General features: G+C 38.9%; 19 protein-coding genes. 2 read left to right on the top strand and 17 right to left on the bottom strand.

Features of this window, described 5'->3' with window-relative positions:
* Positions 1-24: 24 nt before the first annotated feature.
* The 5 genes from BN53_RS09905 to BN53_RS03895 form a co-directional block, all read right to left on the bottom strand.
* Complete coding sequence (locus tag BN53_RS09905; RefSeq protein WP_009559623.1) at positions 25-546, bottom strand: ParB N-terminal domain-containing protein; 522 nt, start codon at positions 544-546, stop codon at positions 25-27.
* A gap of 451 nt (positions 547-997) precedes the next feature.
* Positions 998-1,201: a YjcQ family protein gene (locus BN53_RS09900; protein WP_236695149.1), complete on the bottom strand. Its 204-nt coding sequence runs from the start codon at positions 1,199-1,201 to the stop codon at positions 998-1,000.
* Positions 1,202-1,331: 130 nt separating this feature from the next.
* Entirely contained in the window at positions 1,332-1,583 is a 252-nt protein-coding gene (locus tag BN53_RS03905; protein ID WP_009559620.1) for a hypothetical protein, read from the bottom strand.
* 75 nt (positions 1,584-1,658) lie between these two features.
* Positions 1,659-2,381, bottom strand: coding sequence for a minor capsid protein (locus BN53_RS10030; protein ID WP_081495928.1), 723 nt, complete (start codon positions 2,379-2,381; stop codon positions 1,659-1,661).
* A 221-nt stretch (positions 2,382-2,602) separates the two neighbouring features.
* Entirely contained in the window at positions 2,603-3,130 is a 528-nt protein-coding gene (locus BN53_RS03895; protein WP_009559618.1) for a hypothetical protein, read from the bottom strand.
* Between the two features lie 187 nt (positions 3,131-3,317).
* On the opposite strand from BN53_RS03895, the gene BN53_RS03890 reads away from it, so the two are divergent.
* Positions 3,318-4,136, top strand: coding sequence for a Cof-type HAD-IIB family hydrolase (locus BN53_RS03890; protein WP_009559617.1), 819 nt, complete (start codon positions 3,318-3,320; stop codon positions 4,134-4,136).
* Positions 4,137-4,630: 494 nt separating this feature from the next.
* Positions 4,631-5,725, top strand: coding sequence for a tyrosine recombinase XerS (gene xerS / locus BN53_RS03885; RefSeq protein WP_009559616.1), 1,095 nt, complete (start codon positions 4,631-4,633; stop codon positions 5,723-5,725).
* A 489-nt stretch (positions 5,726-6,214) separates the two neighbouring features.
* Here xerS and BN53_RS03880 read toward each other — a convergent pair whose 3' ends face one another.
* From BN53_RS03880 to pyrR, 12 genes are all read right to left on the bottom strand, one after another.
* Positions 6,215-7,135: an aldo/keto reductase gene (locus BN53_RS03880; protein WP_009559615.1), complete on the bottom strand. Its 921-nt coding sequence runs from the start codon at positions 7,133-7,135 to the stop codon at positions 6,215-6,217.
* 23 nt (positions 7,136-7,158) lie between these two features.
* Positions 7,159-7,524 (bottom strand): DUF2255 family protein, encoded by a 366-nt coding sequence (locus BN53_RS03875; RefSeq protein ID WP_009559614.1) that lies wholly within the window; start codon positions 7,522-7,524, stop codon positions 7,159-7,161.
* A 135-nt stretch (positions 7,525-7,659) separates the two neighbouring features.
* Positions 7,660-9,540: a RodZ family helix-turn-helix domain-containing protein gene (locus BN53_RS03870; protein WP_009559613.1), complete on the bottom strand. Its 1,881-nt coding sequence runs from the start codon at positions 9,538-9,540 to the stop codon at positions 7,660-7,662.
* A 26-nt stretch (positions 9,541-9,566) separates the two neighbouring features.
* On the bottom strand, positions 9,567-10,553 hold the full coding sequence (locus BN53_RS03865) for a WxLIP family cell surface protein (protein ID WP_162129754.1): 987 nt from the start codon (positions 10,551-10,553) through the stop codon (positions 9,567-9,569).
* Positions 10,554-10,600: 47 nt separating this feature from the next.
* Positions 10,601-11,206 carry a WxL domain-containing protein gene (locus BN53_RS03860; RefSeq protein ID WP_009559611.1) on the bottom strand — a complete coding sequence of 202 codons (606 nt, stop codon included), beginning with the start codon at positions 11,204-11,206 and terminating at the stop codon, positions 10,601-10,603.
* 176 nt (positions 11,207-11,382) lie between these two features.
* Positions 11,383-12,726 carry a TcaA 3rd/4th domain-containing protein gene (locus tag BN53_RS03855; protein ID WP_009559610.1) on the bottom strand — a complete coding sequence of 448 codons (1,344 nt, stop codon included), beginning with the start codon at positions 12,724-12,726 and terminating at the stop codon, positions 11,383-11,385.
* 9 nt (positions 12,727-12,735) lie between these two features.
* Positions 12,736-13,608: a zinc ribbon domain-containing protein gene (locus tag BN53_RS03850; protein WP_009559609.1), complete on the bottom strand. Its 873-nt coding sequence runs from the start codon at positions 13,606-13,608 to the stop codon at positions 12,736-12,738.
* Between the two features lie 141 nt (positions 13,609-13,749).
* Entirely contained in the window at positions 13,750-16,932 is a 3,183-nt protein-coding gene (gene carB, locus BN53_RS03845; protein ID WP_040537305.1) for a carbamoyl-phosphate synthase large subunit, read from the bottom strand.
* A complete protein-coding gene (gene carA / locus BN53_RS03840; RefSeq protein WP_009559607.1) occupies positions 16,925-18,007 on the bottom strand; it encodes a glutamine-hydrolyzing carbamoyl-phosphate synthase small subunit in 1,083 nt (360 codons plus the stop codon). Before carA ends, carB begins: the two co-directional genes overlap by 8 nt.
* Before the next feature lies 1 nt (position 18,008).
* The gene (locus tag BN53_RS03835; protein ID WP_009559606.1) at positions 18,009-19,280 is read right to left on the bottom strand and encodes a dihydroorotase; all 1,272 of its coding nucleotides are present in this window, start codon (positions 19,278-19,280) and stop codon (positions 18,009-18,011) included.
* Positions 19,280-20,236 carry an aspartate carbamoyltransferase catalytic subunit gene (locus BN53_RS03830; RefSeq protein ID WP_009559605.1) on the bottom strand — a complete coding sequence of 319 codons (957 nt, stop codon included), beginning with the start codon at positions 20,234-20,236 and terminating at the stop codon, positions 19,280-19,282. The genes BN53_RS03835 and BN53_RS03830 overlap by 1 nt, the downstream gene beginning before the upstream one ends.
* 115 nt (positions 20,237-20,351) lie before the next feature.
* Entirely contained in the window at positions 20,352-20,888 is a 537-nt protein-coding gene (gene pyrR, locus BN53_RS03825; RefSeq protein ID WP_009559604.1) for a bifunctional pyr operon transcriptional regulator/uracil phosphoribosyltransferase PyrR, read from the bottom strand.
* Between the last annotated feature and the right edge of the window lie 168 nt (positions 20,889-21,056).

The raw sequence follows: 21,056 nt of genomic DNA, 5'->3' as shown, positions 1-21,056 counted from the left end.
TTTGTATCTAAGTTGTTCTTTTTATCAAGCATAAACATGTAGATCAACAACCGGATTACAATGAAACTTAACTTGTTGATAAGTAAAGTTATCTGCAAATTCAAACAGCGCTTTTTGTGCGTTTTGAAAGCTAGGCTCGAAACTACTATCACTGTCATCAGCATTACCAGTTAGCGGATCAGATAAATCATCAGGATCATCATCACTGCTGAAAGCAACTTGACCATCAAACATGTTATCTATATCTGACTGATCAAAACCCATTTCTTCAAAAGATACATCATCTGACAGTTTCAGCAGTTCATCTAAATTCCAACTTCCTTGTAGGCTAGGATTGTTTAACTGGACGTTTAACTTTTTCTCTGTCTTAGTGTCAACATCGATAATAGCAACTGGTACATCATAATCATTAGATTGATAAATAGTATCTGCTGCCGTTAATCTCTGATGACCACCATTTGGATCTGAATTGTATAGACCGTAGATAGTATATGAGCTTGGGCCTGACCAACCTGAAGACTGATAAAGAAACTGTATCGCTTCCATATCCGCTTCCTTCCCACTCAACCTCTGTTGGTGAGCCATTACTCCAGTGGTAGATTAGCTTTGAAAATGAATAAAAGGTACTACCTACTTGGTTAGTATATGAAGATCCATCTCTTCTGTGAAAAATACCCACAATTGAATAAACAATAGTACTTGAATCATATTCCGTTCTAACAACATACGGCTTAGGCAGATCTGTTTTTACTTTTCGTAGAAATACTCTGTTGCCTATTCATAAGTACTTTACATAGCTTGTACCTTGTAAGTATTAGCACTTACAACAGGCTTTGGAGTTTGAACTTCGCTTGATGCGCTTGTAGCAACATTTGCCTTAGCCTTAATAGTTGTATCAACCATTTCAATTACTCCTTTCTAAATTACGGTATAAAAAATAAGCAGTTTAACGACTTGCTTAGGTCAAAAATAAAAGCGATCAACTCTCGTCAATCGCTTATATGCTAGGTAACCAGGCTCTGAACTCTTTTAGCACCTTACATACTTTTTTCATCATTGAATTTTCTTCAAGATACTGAAGTCCCTTGCTAGTTATTTCTGTGTTCTGAATGTTATTAACAACAATTGGGCCATTAACTGTTCTCTCAAGAGATACGCCAGTAATGTAGCCATCATCAAGTAGCATTTTCAATGTTCTCAAGAACCAATATTAAACGTCCCAGGCTGTAAAACATTGATGTCAGTGTCTTCACTGTTCTCATAGCATATTTTAGGTAGCTTAGGATCTTATATGCTACTGTAAAGTAATTATTATTTGCCATAATACCGCCTTAAGGTACAAGCTCGCACTCATCATAATCAAATGGTGCTTCTACTTCTAAACTTAAAATTTTATTGTCCCATGCCTTTCGACTGCATATCCAACCACGACCCAAGATTTCATGTCTAACTCCATCTTTGGTTAAAAGATACTTATTGCCGTTAAGATCATTTGTACCTTGTAAAGCTATAGCAACGTGTTTTTTATCATTTTCAGGCTTCTTTGATGGAAGAGGAAAAACACTGAGTACTTTTAATTTCATGATTCAAGCGCCTCTTTTTTCTTAGTCCAAAGTTCTAGATTCTTTTCAATTCTTCAATTTCATTATAGCTGAATTTCATTTTTTTGCATTCTTTAGGAGATACAATTGAGCTTCAACCTCCATATTGTCATACTCTAATTCGCTAAGAGATCCCATTGATTCTACCCCTAGTCTTTTTAATTGAGTTGTATGATATAGCTCTTCAACCACGGCAGATTTTGTAGCCCAAGATGATATCATAACAGTATTTTTGCCCCACGTTGATGCTGATGCACCGACACTTCTTAAATATGTATCAGCTTCCGTACCAATTGCGACTACTCCACCTTTTCGAACAAATTTTCTGACCAATTTATTCAATTCATAAGATGATATATATTCAGTGCTAGGAAAATAATAACTGTTTTTATGAAACAATTCATGTAAATTATTAGGGTCATCGATCGATTGTTTGCTATTTGAACTAATATGTTTACTATCCACCTCATCAAACACAGGCAAAGCAACACATCGACATCTGATTGGTTCACCTGGCATTTGTCCGTCGTCTCCACCGTCTGGATTCCCATAGACTTGTTCTGTTCCATCTAATTCTCTGTGCTTTGGCCTTGCCCGATTATCTTCCATAGAACGCCAAATATACTTTCTAGCTCCAGCTCTTTTGGCTCGATAAGAATCAAGTTGTGAAATAATCGATCCTGTTTGATCATTAGCTATCAATTTAGCATGATTAGCTGTCATATGAGTTCGATCAACTATAGCTTTGGTAACACTAGTTACTCCGCCACCTTTAGTAATGCTTCTGCGTTTATCCTTACCTGCTTGATGAACACCAAACTAAGATAGACAGCAAGATTATCCCAGGACTACAGAATTTATAATCTTACATAACCACACAAAAAAGCTGACACTTCCATTTTCTGGAAATTGTCAGCTTTTTATTTTGGTGATGCTAGTTACGCTTCTACATCTTATAAATGATTGTAATCGTTGATATATAAGGATTGTTGTTTACATACTTACTTAAGTAAATCCTTGCTTCTGTATGCATATCCAGTCAACCAGAAACCAGCACCGTGAGCAATTCTAACAGCTGGAACTAACTTACCCTTGTGATCTACAACAGTGAAGCCGTAGTATTCACCTGAGCCTGAGCTTTGGAACCAACCCTTAATGTTAAGGTAGTTGATTTCCATGTCAGTAACTCTTTGAGCTCTAACCCAGTTCTTAGTTGCTGCAGTAGCCTTCTTTTGGTCAGCCTTGCTCATCTTAAGAAAATCACCAACAGCATTTTCATCATTTACATAGATGTTAGCCTTAGAATTACCATCTTCAATACTGTTAGCAGTAATCTTCAACCGGTAGATCTTCTTTGACAACTTATTTGTCATTGGGTCTACTTGACGGTAGTACCAAGTACCACGAAGCTCAACTGGTGTGGTGTAATTACCTAAATTACCATAAGCTGCATCAACCTTTTGTGGATGCAAAGCCATGATACCAACAGCAGCTACCAAAGTAGCCAAGATTGTCCATACTTTTTTCATAACGTTCCTCCATGTTATAAAATAAATTGCCTTCCGACTATTATTATATAATAATTTTATTTAAAAATAAATAGTTATCCAGCCTATTATAAAATAGCTACGATAATTATAAGCCAATTTTGTTATTTAATTTTTCAACATAAACGTTTACAATAGTTAAGGATCTAATTAGAATTGAGGATTTAAAATGACAGAACTTCCATTTAAAGCGATCAGTGTAGATATGGATGGTACTTTTTGTGGTAGCGATCGCTCCTACGATCACGCACGTTTTGCTAAGATTTTGACCGAATTGGAAAAACGCAACATCGCCTTCATCCCTACTAGTGGTCGACCTCTTTGCCGACTTGAAGTCGACTTCGAAGAATTCAAAGATAGACTAAATTACGTAGCAGATAACGGTGCAGTTTTAGCAATTCATAACAAAATCACTGACAAGATTGTCTTTTCTTTTGAAACAGTAATGAACGTAATTAACTACGTCAAAAAGCATTACCCAGACAACTTACCAACTATTACTGTTAGTGGAATTGAACACTCATACTGCTTAAAGGATCAAGACCCAGTCTTAAAGGAATATTCTCGCTACTACTACCCTAACCTAGTAGAAATCGACTCTTTTGATGACTTGCCAGAAGATGACTATACTAAATTGAACTTCCACCTTCTTGCTGAACTTATTCCAGAAATGGAACGCGACTATAACAGCAAATTTCCTGATCCTATCCGCATTACTTCTAGCGGTTGGGAAGACAATGACATCATTCCAGTTGGCGTTAACAAGGCTGAAGGCTTAAAGAAGCTTTTGCAAGAGATGGAAATTGACCCATCAGAATTGATCGCCTTTGGGGATGGGATGAATGATGTTGAAATGCTTTCTCTTGCTGGCATTAGCTATGTAATGGAAAATGCAACTAATGAAGTTAAAAAGTACGCTGATCACATTGCACCAGCCAATACAGAAAATGGTGTTTTGGCAGTTTTAGAAAATTACTTAGGTATTTAACGTTTGGTTTTCCCAAACGTTTTTTTCTTACCATCATTAAGCTCATTTCGCTCTACTTTCAAATCGTGCTTAACTTAATCCCTTGATTTCAAAATTTTTGCTTCCTTTATTCATAAAAAAAAGACAGCTATTAAGCTGTATCGTCTGTTATAATGTTAAACGGTGACTAGTACCTCCCTTGAGGTGAAAAATAAAAGCATTGTCTGGCAGGACAATGCTTTTTTGCGTAATGCAATCATAATTTCTTAACTTAGTTGCTTAAGATATCATAGCATATCTAAGCAAAAAAGCAAAGGAAAATGATTAGTCATTGTAACTCAATTTCATCACGGTTTAGCCGTAGAAATCAGTATTTTTTACTTTTAACCGTATTTCTTGTCAAAAATACTGCTAAACCTTATATAATAAATAACAAAGAAGACAAACTAATTTTAGAACAATTAATAATCTGATACACAACAAATCATTAAAATGTTGATACGGAAAGGAAAATAATGGATTTAAATCAATATTCAAAACTAATTGATAAAGAACTGCAGGACTTGCCCATCTACGTCTTTTATTACGCACAGCAACCTAATCTAGCAGTTACCACTATCTATCAGTATCTAACTGAATATCGACGCTTTTTCGATTGGCTTAGATCAAATCCGGCTGATATTGAAAATCCTGTTGCTGGTTTCATTAGCAATGCCAAATCAAATAAAGACATTGAATTATCAACGCTTGAACACTTAAAGGCAGCCCAAGTTCAAGCCTACCTCAAAGAATTAAGCTTTAAAGAAAACAAGCAGTCAACTCAAGACAGTCGCAAAACTATCAATCGAACAATTAATGCCCTACGCTCTTTATTCCACTACCTAACTGTTACTGCGGATTTAAATGACGGTGAGCCATACTTTTATCGCAATGTAATGCTCAAGGTTCATTTGATCAAAGGCAGCAAGGAGTCGATTGCCTATCGAAATGCCAAGTTTGCCCCTATGCTTTATCTGGGAGACAAGAAACATGACTGGTTGAAATTTATCGATCAAGAGTACGAACAAACTTTATCCAATCGTGCCAAGTCCTCTTTTAACTTCAATAAAGAAAGAGATCTGGCCATTATTGCACTGCTACTTGGCTCAGGGATTCGGGTTTCAGAACTAACTAGATTGAATTTAAAGGATCTTAACCAGCGGGAGCGTTCTATTTTAGTTGTTCGAAAAGGCAATAAAAAAGATGCTCCGCTAATTGCTGACTGGGCCATGCCATATATCAATCGCTATTTGGAAATCCGGACAATCCGTTATCAACCAGATAAGAATGAACAAGCCTTATTCTTGACTAAGTACGCCGGCGTAGCAAAGAGAATCGCTAGCAATACGGTTGAGCGTTTTGTCAGCAAATATTCTGAGGCCTTTCCAGATGGAAATCGGACGACTCCACATAAATTGCGTCACTCTTTAGGAACAGAATTATATGATGAAAGCAAAGATGTAATGGTCGTTGCTACTCAGCTTGGCCATACAGGGATCTCTGCTACTGACCAATACATTCAACAGGCTAAAGTTGATCAGCAAAGACAACAATTGAATAAAACTGAATAGTTATTTTTTAAAAAGATGATCTTTTCAGGCAAACGTGCGAAATTTATTCGATTTTTTGCCAAAAATGCCTACGCAAGTAATAATTTGTATGTTACAATAGTTGTTGAATAAAGTTGTAAGCGCAACTCTTCTTGATGGTAGATCTATCGGACATTTGCTTGGTTACAATTTCTCATTATTTTAGTCATATTCTCGGCAATAATCATTCTTAAATTATTAAGCCAGTCAGATTGAGTAGCTGGTATATCCAGGCTAAGCCATTTTCGACTCGCTTAATGATTGCAATTTTGTTTTATATCTATTTGTTCTTATTGATTAGTAGAGCTGATTGAATTACATTTTGAGATATTTGACTGGATTGTTCGATGATCTGCTTTTATATGATTAATCAGACACATAAAGTTACTTGTATACGAAGTCAAAGCGTAGTGAATTAGTTAAGTATTGATTCACTACGCTTTGATTTTTTATTTTCAATTTTTATGATTTTTAAGGCAAATCGTGACCTGCTGCAAGATATAGATCATACCATTCTTGCTTAGTCAAAACTACATCCCCGCCAAGCATTGCATCCCTGATATGATCCGGATTCATCGCACCCACAAGCACCTGCATATTAGCTGGATGCCGCAAAATCCAAGCCGTCGCAATTGCATTTTTGCCAACGCCATATTTTTCTGCCAGCTTGCCCATCAACTCATTTAGTTCTGGGAACTTCGGATTATTGATAAATGTTCCTTCAAAAAAGCCATATTGGAATGGTGACCAAGCTTGGATTGTAATCTTCTTTTGCATCAAGTAGTTAAGCACTTGACCATCGTGATTAATTGATGGTTCATCTTCCATGTTAGTATGAATGTTGAAATCAACCATTCTGGCATGCATCAAGCCAAATTGCAATTGATCAAACATGATTGTTTGGTTCACTGCCGTCTTAAGCAAAGCAATCTCTGATGGGTTGAAATTCGACACACCAAAGAATCTTACCTTGCCACTTGCCTGCAATTGATCAAAGGCCTTAGCTACTTCATCAGCTTCCATCAAGGCATCTGGGCGGTGCAAGAGTAAGCTGTCTAGATAATCAATCCCCATCCGCTTTAAGATGCCATCAACGCTATTGATAATATGCTCACTAGAGAAGTCATAACGCTTGCCAGGAACAATTCCTGTCTTAGATTGGATAAATAAGTCTTCGCGCTTTAAGCTGCTTTGCTTTAAAGCTTGACCAAAAATCTCTTCCGACTTTCCCCCACCATAGATATCGGCAGAATCAATGAAATTGGCGCCTAATTCAGCACTAGTTTGAATTGCACTAACTGCCTGGTCGACACTCTTATCAGCCATGCGCATAATTCCTAAGGCTACAGCTGGAATCTGTAAGGTACTAGGACCCATATTAATTTTCTTCATAACAATCACCTCTAAAAACTCTACTATCGCTTAATCAAACTTACAGTTCCTTGAGCACACTTATCTGATAGCATCATTTCGATTGGATATTGACCACGATACTTTTCTTCATATGCCTGAGAAACCTGTTGAATTTCTGCTTGATCCGTCACTGGTTCATAAGCAATTGAATAAACTTGCCCAGCTAATTCAATTTCGCCACCATATTCGATGCCAGATTTGTACCAACTAGAGTCGATTCCCTTGCCACCACGCAAATATGCCTTGTCGTTAGTTGTAACAACCCAGATTGGACTATCTTCAAAGATCTGATGCCTTTCATTGTATGGACGATTTTGGATGATTTGCGCTCCTTTAAATTTAGCTAATTCTTCACTTGACCAACTCATTCAATTTCTTCCTTTCTTCATAACACATCTATTATATCAAGGATGTTGGTGTAAGTGCTTACACGATAGTATTTTTTATTAAAAAAGCGACAACATTGCCATCAAAGCAATATTGTCGCTTATTATTTGATAAACTTATTGACTGACATTTGGAATAGTCTCTGTCTCTAGTTGCCAATTGATCGTTTCGCTATAACTAGATTGGGCTAAGTGACCATTATAGCTATCAAAAATCAATCTAGAATTGAGATCATAACTAGTAGTACCCGTAGAGGAAATCCTAGTTAAAATTGTGGGCACCGGCAAGATATCCTTGCCCATAATGTTCAAATGAGCATTCAAGCTAGCAAATACACCATCTGCTGGAACCTGGGCCGTTACTTGCCAAGTTGACTTACTTGAAGCAGGAATCGTAACTTTCAATTGCTGATCACTATCCACGCTTGGGTGGTTACTACCATTGATTACATCCCCTGATTGGATCGTACCAAAATTAATTACGCTAGGCACTTCTAGTAGCGCCATTTCAGCTTGAAGCGCAATTGGATTAGTCAAAGTAGCCAAACTTCCATCAGCATAATAAATTCTCATTTGTAAGTAGATCGTGTTGCCTGAAGCAGTTGTTTGAGAAATCACTTTACCAAAATCACTCTTAGCATCAATGCTCATCCAGTCCTCTCCAAGCTTGCCCTTAGCATTTTTAATATCGGAAAACTGACTAGCTACCGAGGTCAAATGATTAGGGTCAGTACTATTTGAATAATACCAGGCATATGTCAAATCAGGACTCAATTTATCTTTTACTAGATCAAGATAATCCGGATTCAAGCTATCCTTAGTAACAATTGGCTCTTTGGCAAAAGTATCCAAAGCAAGCTTAATTGATCTTGCTCCACCATAAATAAAGTCAACTGTTACTGGATTTGAAGGATACTCCACCGTTAACCTAACTGGAATCCCATAGACACTGTCATTTTCGGGAACCAGGCCGATTACTGTATCAAGCAAGTTATCTGGATTAGTCAAAATTCTAAATGAAGTTAGCAATTGATTACCGATTACTTCTTGCTTTGAAAAGGTTGCGCTTAAACTATCGTTTAGCTTTGCATTGTCAAAAGAAGCAATCTTGTCTGCTTGTAATTTTGGCCCATTGACACCAACGATTCCTCCTACACCTGCATAGAGCAATTTATTGGAAAAAGTCGAAGTTGAAGCTTCAATATCTTTCCACCCAATTTCTGGACTGGAAATGATGTATGGGTATGTTTTGTCATCTCCAACACCATTAGATTTCCAAAAGCCATATTTTACATCATCATCGAAAATACACACTTGGACCGTGTCAGCATCTACTCCTGTCATCTCTACAGCAACATGCCATAGAGAGGTTCGACGATAATCTTCAATCTTGCTGACCAAAATCCGTGAAGAATCGAGCAATTGACCAGAATAGCTATTGCCAGTCTTAGTAACCAGATAAAACTGCGTCTTATCACTAGAAGTCCATTCATCATGAGCCAAAATAACAAAATTTAAATATTTGCTACTACCGTCTGCATATTCCTCAATCTGATGATTTTCATTAATGATAAAGCCGTATTTATTTCGATCTAGTGCCCCGTCTTCACGCAAACCTTCAGTCCAGATTGCAAATTCAGTTGGCCAGGCGACAGTTTGAGTTGGAGCTGGATCAACAGCCGGACTAGTATGACTAGTATCTGGCACTGGAGGAAAATTTTGGTCATTTGTTTGCTTGTTATCAGCAATTGAGTCCTCCGGAGCCGTTTTGGAATTTTGATCGTTAACCTTTTCCATCTCGCCAGCTTCATCAGTAGCATTATTATCAGTTTCATCTGAACTACTCTCAGTCGCCTTACTTGAATCTTGTTCATCCTGGTTAGCAGAAGACTCTACTTGAGCTGGAACAGGGCTTTCATCGGCATTGGCTATGCTAGTTATTCCAACTACCATCATAAGCAATAGCAATAGTGAAAAAAGTCGCCATCGTTTTTTCATATCAATCTATCCTTATTTATTTCAATTTACTTATGCATCCTAATCTTGTGTCTTTGCATCAAAATGATCCAGATCAATAACAGAATTAATACAATTAGTGTCATCAAGATCATCCATAGCCAGCTAGGGATGCCAATCGCTTTGATTCGCTGAGTTATTGGCTTAGCTTGGCTAGTAGTGATATTAAAATCTTTAACTAGATGCCATTTTCGCTTGCCTGATTGCAAATACATATCTAAAATATATTTTCCAGGTGCTAATTTTGAAGAGCCAGTAGAAACCAAAAAGTTAAAGCTCGAATTTGGAGCTACTTGATAACCTGTTACTTTTTTGCTTACTAAGGTTTGAGCGTCGCCACTTTTTTTAATTTTGGCATTGATCATCAGCTGACCAAAGATTACCGGTTTAACGTTGCTTAATTTAGCAGTAATCACTGGACCTTTTTTTACCTGAACTGCATCCAACTTCATTTTAGCAATTCGCTTAGCTTTAGGATGTTCAGTAATCTGCACTGGCAAAGTCATGGCAAAATGATTCTTGGTTACCATACCCTTTTTCTTAACTTTGCCAGATGTAACTCGCTCAACATAAACTCCACCAGCTATCGTTCCTGGAAAGTCTTCCTTTGGAAGCTTAAGTTTAAGTTTGACGATCTTACTAGAGCCAGCTTTTACTACAATCTTCTTAGGCTTTTTGACTAGCATTTGACTTATGCGATATTGACTATTCAGCTTGCCCTTAGGCTTAAAATCGCTATATTCAATAAGTCCATTGTCAGTAGTTGTCGCATCCCCTAACTTTATTTTGAATTTTAATTTTTCATTTGGATTGAGGTTGCTAATTCTTACCTTAATCGGAACCACTCGTTTTTCTTTTTTAACCACTAAGTCGTAGTAGCCAACTTTCAAATTATCCTTCTGAAAAGATGAATAGATCGGACTAATAGTAAATTGAGCTGAACTATTTGATACAGCCTGTGTTTCTTTTACTGAGAAAGCCAAGCTTCCAGCCATAGCTAAACCAACCAATATTGTGCGTATAACTCTTTTAATTCGCATCTTTAATCACTTGCTCTTGCAACATCTGCTGTACCAGTTGCTAGATTCCAAGTAATGTTAGAAGTATATTCACCGGCAACTAAGGCAGTATTATCAGTAAATTTCAAATTTGCATCGCTAACACTGGCTGATCCCGTACCCTTATTACCAGTTGATTTCGCAATTACACTAGGATTAGAGCTTGGAATAGTAATCGTAGTTCCAGGGAAACTCCAACCTGAAGCTGATCCCGTTGAAAAGGCAAAGCTTTCTGGTGTGAAGTATAAATTACCATCAATTTCGCTTTTTTCATGGGCAAATGAAGTTGTGCTAGCTACTGATAAACTCCAACCGGTTGTATTCAACCGAGTATCAGTAATCATAAAGCTGCCTAATCCCTTACCATCGGCTGTCCCTTTGGCATAGATCTTAGCTGGATCTACTTTGCCAAAGTCAAACCTTGGTACAGAATCCAAGGTTAATTTTCCACTACCTTCTTCAAGTGAAAATATTGCAGTACTAGACTTACTAGTATCTGTATCTTCTGCACTTACTTTTCCGGTATACACACTAACAATTCCACTCAATAAAATCGCTGATAAAGTAATTTTGGAAACGCTTTTTATCATAGTTAACCCTCCTAAAATCCATTTATATTTCCACATAATAATTATAACATATATGTGCATACTTTTATATGAAAAATAAGGTTTAAATTATCTTTTCATTGATAAAAAATTATCTATTCACTTGATTTAAACCAAACAAAAAGGCGATGCACTTAAACATCGTCTTTTTGCAACAATTACTGCTTTTTGCCAAATAGTTGCAGCTTTTGTTCATCATCTTCATAGTGGAAGATTGCATTTTCATAATTATAAGTTTGCGTCTTTTCACTATCTTCATATTCATAATGATAAATCAATTGATAATCTACGCTAGAATAATTATCGCCAGCTGGACGAATACGCTTGATTTTTACTTCAACTGAGACATCATCAAGCTTATCATTGTCATTCCAGGCATCATATTGCTTTTTCAAGATCTGGTAGTCCTTATTGCTTGAACCACCAACGAAATCTTCTTCTAAAGGATCCTCAAAGGCATCCTCCAAGATTTCTTGTGCATCGTCTTCAGTAATCATCCCTGCCCAGATTGGCGTTACATAAATTTCGCCATCCTGTTCATAGACAGTATCCGAAGCTTCTTCTGACCCAAGTGTATCAAGATCAGGATAGCTAGAATACTCCTCATTTCTAATAGTTGAAGTTAGATTTTCAACTCTTTGTGAGCGAATGCGCTGCTTATTGAAAGTAGAAGCCACATACAAGTTAAGCTCCATATTAGTTGGATAATCCTTAAAGATCTTGATTCCTTTAGCATCTAATTTGCCTACCTTCTCATTGTTCAAGTAAACAATTCCATTTGGAACACTCTGAACGGTAAAGGAGATCGTCTCAATACCAAGGTTAATACTTTCATTTGACCAAATATCAACCGTTCGTTTGCTGGTAAGAGTTTTGCCATTAGCTTCAAATTGGACGGTCAATTTATGCTCACCAGGAATAACGTGAGATAGAGTCTTGCTGTATCCTTCGCTATCCTTAACCATTGACCCAATCTTTTGACCATCTAGATAGATAATTGAATTAGCATGATTAGAGATAACTTTTGGCGAGTAGGTATCCAGTTTCAAGACATATTTAGGATAAAACAGCCACTTGTGACCACTGGCAACAATTGTCGTATTAGTTGGAGAGGCTAACATATTAGCCTGGGTCTTATTCTTTTCATAGTAGCTCTGAATTGACTTCAATTTTTGAGTATTGACGCTAGCCTTGCTGTCGTCGATCTCCACATATGGCGTTAAGTCCTTAGCTGGATCTTTAATGGCCGAAATGATCGCATCGACTTGCTTTTGACGAGAAAACTCACTCTTACCCCAATTATATAAGCCTAATAAAACTAGCAAAACAGCTGCTACAACTGCCAAGCTAATCTTAGTCTTTTTAGGCAAAGGCTTGCGCGGTTTAACCTGCTTAACTGGAGCAGGCTTATTGACGATCAACTTATTGCCACATTTAGGACAAAATTTATCCGTTGCTTTTACAGCTGTCCCACAATTGGGGCAAAATTTATTTTCAGCCATTGTTCTCACCTAAATCAAATTGCTAAAAAGTCCTAAAGCTCCACCGGCAATCCCTAAGCCAATGATTGCAAAAATAATCATAAAGACAATTGCAAAGAATACTTGCAAGACTAGGTAGCTGTAGAACTTGTCATGAACTGGATCAGGGTCGCCTAACAAGATAACTTGGAAGGATGCAGTCCAGACTGTTAAGAATAAGGTAAGAGCAATTGCTACAAGGACCGGATTCAATATCAACATGAAGAGAAAAGCAACTGCTACCAAAATCGCATTGATATTTCCAACTTGTACAACGTGATTGACAAAATTATTAAACGAACGGTTTGATCCATAGATAAATCTATAACCCAAGTAGTAAACGCCTAGGCAAACCACCTGAATCAAAACCAAGTAAAGAAAGATTGCAAAAAATGGTAGCTGCAAAGCAAACATCTGACTACCCATACCCGGGCTCATCATGTTGCCCACTCTTGCAGATGCACTAGCTAAGCCAATAATCAGTAAAATATCTTCTACTAAGAAAGTTACCCAACCAAACCATGATTCAGCCATTTGTTCTTTCATTGGGTGTTTCCATGAATAAGTTAGCCAATCCCAGATATTAGCTGGATGATAGATTCCTTCTTCATCAAGTGAACCCTTTTCCTTGAAAAAGTTAGCTTCCTCTGTGGCAGAATCATCTTGTTGCTGATATTCTGCTCTAGTAACAATCTTTTCAGATTCTTGCTTAGCTTCAGCTTTTGCCTCCAATTGCTCTTCAGCTACTGGCTTAACTTCCTCTTCCTTATTAGTTACTGGAACATCTTGAATATTAGTTCCACAATTTGTACAAAAATTAACGTCTGCTCCCATTTCAGACTTACAATTTGGGCAAATCTTCATTTGTCTTTCCTCCATAATATATCTCATTCAATTCCAGTTTAGCAAAAACACAATTCAATCTGAAATGATAACGTCTTCAATCAAACAAAAACTCACCAAAGTAGATTCTTAATCCTACTTGGTGAGTTTAGTATTTATAAATTATGCCAAGCTTCTAGTTGCAAATGAGCGATTTTCTAGGGATGTCAATAAGGCATCAGCAGTATCAAGTGCAGTTAGCAGCGGAATATTTTGCTGGATAGCAGTTTGACGAATAATGAACCCATCAGAATTCTTCTCTAGGTCATGCCCCATTGTGTTGATTACCAAGTCAATCTTACCGTTATGCATGTCGGTCAAGATGTTATTTTCGCTACCTTCATGAACCTTGGTTACCAATTCAACGTGCAACTTATGCTCTTGCAAGAACTTGCCCGTCCCTTCTGTGGCAAAGATTCGATAGCCAATGCTGCTGAAGCGCTTAGCAAGTGGCAAGATTTTTTCTTTATCTTGGTCTTCGATTGTTAGCAAGACATTGCCGTTTTCTGGCAATTCCATATGTGCACCGGCAAAGCCCTTGTACAAGGCCTTAGCAAAGGTCAAGTCACTGCCCATTACTTCACCAGTTGACTTCATTTCAGGTCCAAGGTAAGCATCAACGTCGGCTAACTTGCTGAAGCTGAAGACTGGAGCCTTAACGCTGATTAGTTCTGGCTCTGGTGCCAAGCCATCAGCGTAGCCTTGACTAGTCAAGCTTTCGCCCATGATCACCTTAGTTGCAACTTGTGCCATTTCAATTCCAGTAATCTTACTCAAAAATGGTACTGTCCGACTAGCACGTGGGTTAACTTCGATGACATATACTTCGCCATCGCGAACGATAAATTGAATATTCATAATTCCCCTGCAGTTCAATGCCAGAGCTAATTCTTTAGTAGTTTTAGCAATCTTTTCCTTCACTTCATCGCTGAAAGTTTGTGGTGGATAAACAGCCATCGAGTCACCAGAATGAACACCGGCGTGTTCAATGTGTTCCATGATTCCAGGAATTAAGACTGTTTCTCCATCACTAATTGCATCAACATCACATTCGCTTCCATCTAGATAATCGTCAACCAAAATTGGGTGGTCACTAGCTATATCTACATGGTCATGCAAGTATTCTTCTAGTTCCGCTTGGCTGTAGACAATTTCCATTGCCTTACCACCAAGAACGTAACTTGGACGAACTAAAACTGGGTAGCCAAGCTTTTGGGCTGCTTCAATTACGCCTTCATGAGTTGTGGCCGTTAAGCCTTGAGGTTGATGCAACTTCAGATCCTTGATGATCTTGTCGAATTCTTCACGGTCTTCTGCTCGGTCAAGATCGTGGACACTAGTACCCAAAATCTTAATTCCATGTTCAGATAAGCCTGCAGCTAGGTTAATTGAAGTTTGACCACCAAATTGGACAATTACACCTTCTGGCTGTTCTAAGTCGCAAATGTTCAAGACATCTTCCAAAGTCAATGGTTCAAAGTACAACTTGTCTGAAATTGAAAAGTCCGTTGAAACTGTTTCTGGATTAGAGTTGACCACAATAGCTTCATAGTCTAACTTTTGCAAGGCCTTAACTGAGTGAACTGTTGCATAGTCGAATTCCACCCCTTGACCGATTCTAATTGGGCCGGAACCAATTACCAAGACAGACTTCTTATCGCTTCTTTGGCTTTCGTTTTCTTCATCATAGCTTGAATAGAAATATGGCGTACTTGATTCAAATTCAGCTGCACAAGTATCAACCATCTTGTAGACTGGCTTAAGATTGTTGCTTAAGCGCAAATTGCGAACTTCATCTTCAGTCTTATGCCAAATATTGGCAATGGTGTAGTCGCTAAAGCCGTACTTCTTTGCTTTTTTTAAGACATCGAGATTTTCAACCTTGTCATGTAAGTCTTGTTCGATTTCGATCAAATGCTTAACAATATCTAAGAAATAGAAGTTGATCTTAGTCAATTCATGCAAATCTTCAATACTGTATCCGCGTCTAAAGGCTTCTGCCAAGTAGAATAAGCGATCGTCTTGAGCTTTGACTAATTTTTCAGTTAAAAGGCTATCTTCTGCCGTATGGGCTTCTGGTGAATAGAGATCTTTTTCGTCAATTTCTAAGGATCTTACGGCCTTAAGCATTGCTTCTTCGGCGGTTCGACCGATCGCCATAACCTCACCGGTTGCCTTCATCTGCGTTCCAAGCATTCGGTCAGCCTTAGGGAACTTGTCAAATGGCCAACGTGGAATCTTGCAGACTACGTAGTCCAAAGCAGGTTCAAATTCCGCAAAAGTCGTGCCAGTAACTGGATTCTTGATTTCATCTAAGGTCATGCCGATGGCAATCTTAGCAGCCATCTTGGCAATTGGGTAACCCGTTGCCTTTGAAGCTAAGGCACTAGATCTTGATACACGGGGGTTTACTTCAATTACGTAGTAGCTAAAGCTTTCAGGGTCAAGGGCTAATTGGACGTTGCATCCCCCTTCAATCTTCAATGCTCGAATCAATCTCAATGAGCAGTCTCTGAGCATTTGGTATTCCTTATCAGACAAGGTTTGTGAAGGTGAGAAAACAATCGAGTCCCCAGTGTGAATGCCGACTGGATCAAAGTTTTCCATGCAGCAGACAATCATGGCATTGTCGCTTGAATCGCGCATTACTTCGAATTCAACTTCCTTGTAGCCGGCGATTGACTTTTCAATTAAGCATTCAGTTACTGGCGAAAGTTCCAAACCGTTCTTACAGATACGGGTCAATTCTTCTCGATCATGGCAAATACCACCACCAGTTCCACCCATCGTAAAGGCTGGTCTAACAATGATTGGGTAGCCAATTTTATCCGCAAAATCTAGCGCTTCTTGCAATTTGTGCACAGTAAGAGAAGCAGGAACTGGTTCGCCCAAGCTTTGGCATAGCTCTTTGAACATTTCGCGGTCTTCAGCTTGTTCAATTGAAGCAAGCTTAGTTCCAAGTAGTTCAATGTTTAATTCATCTAAGATTCCGGTTTTGGCTAAAGCTAGAGCCATGTTCAAACCAACTTGTCCACCCAAAGTTGGCAAAATTGCATCTGGATATTCTTGACGGATAATTCGTGAAAGGGAGTCAACTGTTAATGGTTCAAGATATACCTTGTCTGCAATTGTGGTATCAGTCATGATGGTAGCAGGGTTTGAGTTTACTAAAACTACTTCATAGCCTTCTTCTCTTAATGCTAGGCAAGCTTGAGTACCAGAGTAGTCGAATTCTGCTGCTTGACCGATGATAATTGGACCTGAACCAATCACCATAATTTTGTGAATATCTGTTCTTTTAGGCATTTTGCTCTGCTTCCTTTCTTTGATCGATCATGTCCATAAAATCATCAAACAATGACTCTTCGTCATGTGGTCCTGGAGTTGCATCTGGGTGGAATTGGACAGAAAAGGCTGGGTAGCGCTTATGACGCAATCCTTCAACAGTTCCATCGTTAACTTCAACATGAGTTACCATTAAGTCTGCTGGAATTGACTCAGGGTCAACTGCATAACCGTGATTTTGCGAAGTAAAGCCAATGTTGCCAGTCGCAATTTCTCTAACTGGGTGGTTAAAACCGCGGTGACCAAACTTCATCTTATAAGTTTGTGCCCCGTTAGCTAAAGCAAAGACTTGGTGTCCCATACAGATTCCAAATACGGGAACAACTTGCTCGATCTTGCGAACCATTTCCGCTGCTTCCATCATTTCTAAGGGGTCTCCTGGTCCATTAGAAAGTAGTACTCCGTCGGGATGCATATTCAGTACTTCTTGGGCAGTTGCTGTATATGGCAAAACGAAGCAATTGCAATCTCTTTTGGCTAATTCGCGCAAAATGCTGTGCTTAATCCCAAAATCGATCACGACAATGTTGCGCTTAGATCCAGGAACTGGATATGCGGTCTTAGTCGAAACTGTTGCGATAATGCCGCGAGTAACGTTCTTGCTCTTTAATTCTTGCGCAATTTCATTTGCATCTTCTACATTATTGGCAATTCTACCCTTCAAGGTACCATAAATTCTCAGCTTCTTAACTAAGGCTCTGGTATCGATTCCTTGAATTCCAGGTACGCCGATTTGCTTTAAAAATTCAGGTAGTGAAGCTTGCATGCGCCAGTTGTCCGGTCTTCTTGCAACTTGGTGACAAATTACTCCTTTAACTTCCGGCTTGATTGATTCAAAATCTGCTAAAGTAACGCCGTAGTTTCCAATTAAAGGGTTGGTAAATACTAAAATCTGATTGGCATAAGATTGATCAGTGATCGCTTCTTGATAGCCGGTCATCCCCGTAGTGAAAACTACTTCGCCATCTGTTTCAAAGTCAGCGCCAAAGCCCTCTCCTTGATATACGCTGCCATCTTCTAAAACTAAATATCTCATCCTATTCACCTCGCTGATATACAACTTGACCATCAACTAATGTCATAACTGTTTGGCCGTAGACCTTTTCACCAGTAAATGGCGTGTTGGTACTCTTTGATTGATAATCCTGGTCACTAAAGGCAAACTCTTGATCAAGATCAAAAATTGCAATGTCAGCTGGCTCTCCTATTTCTAGATAGCCACAATGCTTCAAGGCAAATTTTTCCGCTGCTTGATCTGTCATTAAAGACAAAAGCTTTTCTAGTGAAATAATATTAGTCCTTACAAGTCTAGTATAAAGCATTGAGAAGGCGGTTTCACTTCCAGTGATTCCAAAAGCTGCAGTTGAAAAACTACCATTTTTTTCCTTTTGGGCATGTGGTGCGTGGTCTGTCGCAATCAGGTCAACTGTCCCGTCAGCAAGTGCTTGAACTAGGGCTTGACGATTTTCTTCTGATCTTAGTGGTGGATTCATCTTATAGTATGGATCATCTTTAGTAATATTATCTTCACTAAGCAATAAGTGATGTGGACTTGCCTCACAAGTTACGTTGATTCCCTGAGCCTTAGCTAGGCTAACCATGTCCAAGCTGCGCTTAGTCGAGACGTGGCAGATGTGATAGTGCACACCAGTTTTTTCTGCTAAAAGCAAGTCGCGGGCAATTTGCGTGGTTTCGGCTAATTCACTGATTGGTGCTAGATCAAGTTCAGTTGCCTTTTTGCCTTCATTAATTACGCCGTGGTTAAAGAGTGAGTCATCTTGGGCATGAGCTGCAATAATCAAGTCTTGCTCTTTAGCCTTCTTCATGGCTAAGTACATAGTTTGAGCACTTTGAACGCCGTGACCATCATTACTCAAGGCAAAGGCACCGGCTTTTTTAAGAGCTGCATAGTCTGGAATTTCGTCAGTTACTTCATCATTAGTAACAGGTCCATATTGCAAAATGTGAACAATTCCTTTGGCTTTATTTTCAGCTACCATTTGTTCAATTAAATCTGGCGTATTTGGAACAGGTATTACATTAGGCATTGCCCCGACAGTAGTAAAGCCACCATGAGCTGCTGCTTTACTTCCAGTCAAAATATCTTCTTTATAGGTTTGACCAGGATCGCGGTAGTGGACATGCACATCGATCAAACCGGGCGTTACTAACTTTCCTGAAGCATCGATTGTTTTTGCCGCAGTCAAGTCTTGTCCGATTGCTACAATTTTTCCTCGTTCAATCAGTAGATCTGCCTTAAATAAGCGACCGCTATTGTAGATAGTTCCGTTCTTAATTACTGTAGCCATTATTCAAGTCCTCCAAGTTTGCGACCGCGCATAACTGCTTCTAACATTGCCATTCTCATAAAGACACCGTTTTGCATTTGTTGGTAAAATTTTGACTTTGGTGCTTCAACTAATTCACCAGCTAATTCAACGCCGTGATTGATTGGACCGGGATGCATGATGATTGCTTGGTCTTTCAATTTGTCGTAGCGCTTTTGGTTGATGCCGTATTTTTCATGGTAAGCCTGAGCATCAAAGGCCTTTTCATTTGGATCACCGGCGTGTCTTTCATGTTGTACTCGCAAGAGCATCATCACATCAACTTTTTCAACTAATTGATCAAGTGCCTCGTATGTTCCATATTGGTCAAAGGCATGATCGTACCAGTATTCAGGGCCCGAGAAGTAGACTTCAGCTCCAAGCTTAGTAAGCATCTCCATGTTGCTCTTAGCAACTCTTGAATTGGTGATGTCGCCAACGATTGCAACCTTTAAGCCGGCAAAATGGCCGAAGTGTTCATGAATGGTCATCAAGTCAAGCATTGATTGAGATGGGTGTTGGCCGCTGCCGTCGCCGGCGTTGACAATGCCTAGCTCAAGATGTTGATCAGCACGCGGATGGATTAATTTTTCATAGTAGCCGTTTTCTGAGTGGCGGATAATTGCTAGGTCAACTCCTAAGGCATCCATAACTAGCGAAGTATCGTAGAGCGTTTCGCCCTTGTTGACGGAAGAATGTGATGGGTCAAATGGCAAGACCGTTAAGCCAAGCTTTCTTTCAGCCATCTCAAAGCTGGTGTGAGTTCTACTTGAATCTTCAAAGAACATGTTGACAGCATAGACGGGCTGGCTTAATTTTTCAGGTTTGCCACCTTTTTTGAAGTATTCTGCTCGCTTTATCAAAGCTAATACTTGCTCTTGAGATAATTGTTCCATACTTACGAAATGTGATAATTTTACGTTTGTAATTTTTTCCATTGCCCTTATCTTTCTAAAAAAATAACCCGAAGCTAGACTAGCTCCAGGTTTAGGCTACAAAAAAAGCAACCCTTCTGGCCCTCTCTGGAGTCAATTAAACGGTTGATATTTTGATTTATAGTTCTTTGATATCTACTCGATCTTCATGATCGATTTCTTCAACTTGAACAGCAACTTGTTCAGTATTAGAAGTTGGAATGTTCTTGCCGACAAAGTCTGCACGGATTGGCAATTCGCGGTGTCCGCGGTCAACCAAAACTGCTACGGCGATTGAACTTGGACGGCCTTGGTCAATCAAGGCATCCATAGCTGCACGGATAGTTCTACCAGTGTAAATAACATCATCGATTAAGACAACGCGCTTGTCAGTGATGTCAAAGCCGATCTTCTCATCGTTGATAACTGGATCTTGCTTGAGGGATGCATCGTGACGGTCATCACGGTACAAAGTAATATCGATCTTACCTAAAGGCACATCAACATCTTCAAGTTGCTTGATGCGATCATGAATTCTTTGTGCAAGGTAAACCCCACGGGTTTGAATACCGACTAAAACTAAATCTTCGGTTCCCTTATTGCGTTCAATAATTTCGTAAGTAATACGAGTCAATGCTCGCTTGATTGCCATTTCGTCTAAAATTTGTTTACTCATTGTTTTGCCTCCACAACTCTCAGCCCATGAAAAAAGCTCCTAAATCTGGATAGACTAGGGGCTTTATAGAAAAGTTAGCGTAACTTTTAATTATGTCGCCCTTACTAGTCTCACGGGACTAACTTAAAAGGTTTATTTGCAATTAATATACTTGTCTGTATCGCAAAT

The sequence above is a fragment of the Lactobacillus pasteurii DSM 23907 = CRBIP 24.76 genome (assembly GCF_000297025.1).
GTDB classification, from domain to species: Bacteria; Bacillota; Bacilli; order Lactobacillales; family Lactobacillaceae; genus Lactobacillus; species Lactobacillus pasteurii.
Note: the sequence above shows the minus strand (reverse complement) of the source record. Positions and strands in the feature narration are given on the sequence as shown.

Coding starts and splice junctions, on each gene's coding strand:
- BN53_RS09905 (WP_009559623.1), bottom strand. CDS start 546: ATGGAAGCGATACAGTTTCTTTATCAGTCTTCAGGTTGGTCAGGCCCA.
- BN53_RS03905 (WP_009559620.1), bottom strand. CDS start 1,583: ATGAAATTAAAAGTACTCAGTGTTTTTCCTCTTCCATCAAAGAAGCCT.
- BN53_RS03895 (WP_009559618.1), bottom strand. CDS start 3,130: ATGAAAAAAGTATGGACAATCTTGGCTACTTTGGTAGCTGCTGTTGGT.
- BN53_RS03890 (WP_009559617.1), top strand. CDS start 3,318: ATGACAGAACTTCCATTTAAAGCGATCAGTGTAGATATGGATGGTACT.
- xerS (WP_009559616.1), top strand. CDS start 4,631: ATGGATTTAAATCAATATTCAAAACTAATTGATAAAGAACTGCAGGAC.
- BN53_RS03880 (WP_009559615.1), bottom strand. CDS start 7,135: ATGAAGAAAATTAATATGGGTCCTAGTACCTTACAGATTCCAGCTGTA.
- BN53_RS03875 (WP_009559614.1), bottom strand. CDS start 7,524: ATGAGTTGGTCAAGTGAAGAATTAGCTAAATTTAAAGGAGCGCAAATC.
- BN53_RS03870 (WP_009559613.1), bottom strand. CDS start 9,540: ATGAAAAAACGATGGCGACTTTTTTCACTATTGCTATTGCTTATGATG.
- BN53_RS03865 (WP_162129754.1), bottom strand. CDS start 10,553: ATGGCTGGAAGCTTGGCTTTCTCAGTAAAAGAAACACAGGCTGTATCA.
- BN53_RS03860 (WP_009559611.1), bottom strand. CDS start 11,206: ATGATAAAAAGCGTTTCCAAAATTACTTTATCAGCGATTTTATTGAGT.
- BN53_RS03855 (WP_009559610.1), bottom strand. CDS start 12,726: ATGGCTGAAAATAAATTTTGCCCCAATTGTGGGACAGCTGTAAAAGCA.
- BN53_RS03850 (WP_009559609.1), bottom strand. CDS start 13,608: ATGAAGATTTGCCCAAATTGTAAGTCTGAAATGGGAGCAGACGTTAAT.
- carB (WP_040537305.1), bottom strand. CDS start 16,932: ATGCCTAAAAGAACAGATATTCACAAAATTATGGTGATTGGTTCAGGT.
- carA (WP_009559607.1), bottom strand. CDS start 18,007: ATGAGATATTTAGTTTTAGAAGATGGCAGCGTATATCAAGGAGAGGGC.
- BN53_RS03835 (WP_009559606.1), bottom strand. CDS start 19,280: ATGGCTACAGTAATTAAGAACGGAACTATCTACAATAGCGGTCGCTTA.
- BN53_RS03830 (WP_009559605.1), bottom strand. CDS start 20,236: ATGGAAAAAATTACAAACGTAAAATTATCACATTTCGTAAGTATGGAA.
- pyrR (WP_009559604.1), bottom strand. CDS start 20,888: ATGAGTAAACAAATTTTAGACGAAATGGCAATCAAGCGAGCATTGACT.